This is a genomic window from Geminicoccus harenae (assembly GCF_019800005.1).
GTDB classification, from domain to species: domain Bacteria; phylum Pseudomonadota; class Alphaproteobacteria; order Geminicoccales; family Geminicoccaceae; genus Geminicoccus; species Geminicoccus harenae.
Genome location: NZ_JABGCL010000108.1, coordinates 1 through 2,426, shown reverse-complemented (window position 1 = coordinate 2,426; position 2,426 = coordinate 1). Strand labels below are relative to the sequence as shown.

Sequence of the window (2,426 nt, the reverse complement as noted above, 5' to 3'; positions counted from 1 at the left end):
CCAGGCCGCGTCCGACAGCCAGTACAGATGTGCCATCCGCCATACCCTCCTCAGCCTGCGTCCCTGATCAGCCGACTAAAAGCCATGAAGCTGCAGAAGGTTGTTTGAGTTCCCTACCTAGGGCTGGTGGCGCCCTATGAATGTTATGAACGGTCGGGGCGGCGGCATGGGGTGGAGCTGGATGGAACGGCGGAGGTCAAAAATAATTGGCCGGTGCCCGAAGACACCGGCCAACGATCCATGAACACAGCAGCACTATCACCAACGCAAAGGGAATATCGTCTAGCCGCGCAAGACCATGGGAGGATTGCCCAGACCGTCGCGATCAATAAGCGACGTTCTGCTTCCGGTTCTCCCACCGCTCGATGCGACCCGTAACCACGTCGACCCGCCGCTCTCCAGCAACCCTGGCTGGAAACCAACCGGCCACGTCCGTACGTCAACATGTCGACCTGCCGGAAGTATCGCCCGGCGCCCGCCTCATGGCACAGTTCTGGAAGATTTTGAAGAGCATCTAGCTAAAATTTTACGGAAACTTGCAAGAATGCGTTATTACCAGCTTGATTGATAATAATAAATTACAGTGTTCTACCTGTCTGCGCTGCACGGCCTGCAGCCACTACAACTCCATGTGCCCCCGTCTCTGGAGGGCAACCGAATCCCTCCTGAGGTGATGACCGAATGGAGATGGATATGAGGTGAAGGTGATCAGGGCGCCAGCCAGTGGTGTCCCACTTCAGCGTGCTGTTCATCGGATCGCCAAGCGTACCCGCCGGATGATCTGGTAGTGGTTCAGCAGCTCGTCCTGGCTCAGCGTGCGGTCGTGGTTCACCTCGGCCTTGTAGAAGTCGTAGAGGGACGCCACTGAGAACTCGTCATGCTCCAGGGTGCCGTCGCCATTGAGGTCGCGGGAGCCGTAGATGTCCCGCTTGACGTCGTTCATGTCGGCGGCTCGATCATTGCCTTCCGCCATGGCGAGATAGCCTGGATCCCATTGGAGAAATTCCTCCACGGTCAGGTGGCCGTCGCCATCCGCATCGGTCGAAATGAAGACCAGATCGATGAAATGGATGATCTCCTGGCGGGAAATCTTTCCGTCGCCGTTGACGTCCACGGAATCGAAGATGCTGGCATTCGTGGTGGCCATGTCGTTCGCGGCTGCCGACGGGGCACCGACCCCGGCGAGCATCGCGATCGCGATGGCGGTGGTCGTTCCACCTTCCAGTGCGCACTCGTCACCGGCCGCAGGAACCTGCGTACACCGGGCCGGTGATGGCAGGCACCGGCCTCATCCTGATCGGCATTATCTTTATGGTAGGCAGGTTATGACGTAGAGGCTCATGGATAGGCCAATACATACATCCTATTGCTGGGCCGCCCACGGAACGGCCGGACCGTGATCTTGTTGCAGAGGCCTTCTCCCTTATTGCATTGGAACCACCATGATTGCTGCTGTCATCTTCGACATGGACGGCACGCTGATCGATAGCGTCGACCTGCACGCGGCATCCTGGCAGCGCACCTTCGCCCAATTCGACCATCAGATCGACTATGCCTCCATCCGCGCCCAGATCGGCAAAGGCGGCGACCAGCTGATGCCGGTCTTCTTGCCAGACGAGGAGGTCGAGCGGGTTGGTCCTAAGATGGAGCGGTTTCGCAAGGACCTGTTCAAGCGGGACTACCTAGCCAAGATCCGCGGCTTCCCGGAGGTCCCGGACCTGTTCCGACGCATCCTGGCTGACGGCAAACGGACCGCTATCGCCTCATCAGCCAAGCAGGATGAGCTGGCCGCCTTCGAAAAGGCAGCCGGGATCGAGGGCCTTGTTAGCGAGGAAACCTCATCGGACGATGCCGAGCGCTCCAAGCCTTTTCCGGACATCTTCCAGGCGGCCCTTCAACGCCTTTCCCTTCCGGCCGATCAGGCCGTAGTCATTGGCGACAGCCCGCATGACGCCGCCGCTGCCCGTGCGGCGGGGATGGCCATTATCGGAGTTCGATGCGGAGGCTTTGCTGAAGCCGATCTTCGCAAAGCTGGCTGCGTCGAGATCTACCAGGACCCGCAGGATCTGTTACGGAACTACGACCGCTCCCTTCTGGGACGAGGGTGAACCCACAACCGCCTGTCTCCTACCACCGCAAGCGTCAGGCTGATGATCGTCAAGCCATACAAGGCATGCGCTGCCTCGCATTTGCCTCTGCGGATGAGCCAGTACGGCTATTCAGCAGCAGCCGCGAGCAGGGACCTGCCCAGCTGGGCAGGTCCCGGCAGTTCGATCCGCAACGGTCGCAATCGCCGTGACTACCTGCTCTGGCACCGCGTGGTGGACCATGTGCCCTGCCCCTGGAACCAGTTGCAGATCGCTGTGCGGGATCTGCTCATGGAGCCGGATGGCATGGCGGCCGACATCCACTACCCGGTCCTGGCT

Annotated in this window: 3 protein-coding genes; 2 read left to right on the top strand and 1 reads right to left on the bottom strand. The window is 60.0% G+C overall.

Features of this window, described 5'->3' with window-relative positions; genetic code table 11:
• Positions 1 to 748 precede the first annotated feature (748 nt).
• A complete protein-coding gene (locus HLA95_RS26975) occupies positions 749 to 1,147 on the bottom strand; it encodes a CREC-EF hand family protein (protein ID WP_191061813.1) in 399 nt (132 codons plus the stop codon).
• Positions 1,148 to 1,442: 295 nt separating this feature from the next.
• Here HLA95_RS26975 and HLA95_RS26970 point away from each other — a divergent pair, with 295 nt between their 5' ends.
• Together HLA95_RS26970 and HLA95_RS26965 are read left to right on the top strand one after the other, a co-directional pair.
• Positions 1,443 to 2,108: an HAD family hydrolase gene (locus HLA95_RS26970; protein WP_191061812.1), complete on the top strand. Its 666-nt coding sequence runs from the start codon at positions 1,443 to 1,445 to the stop codon at positions 2,106 to 2,108.
• A 42-nt stretch (positions 2,109 to 2,150) separates the two neighbouring features.
• On the top strand, positions 2,151 to 2,426 hold a 276-nt coding region (locus tag HLA95_RS26965), incomplete at its 3' end, for a hypothetical protein (RefSeq protein ID WP_222185077.1).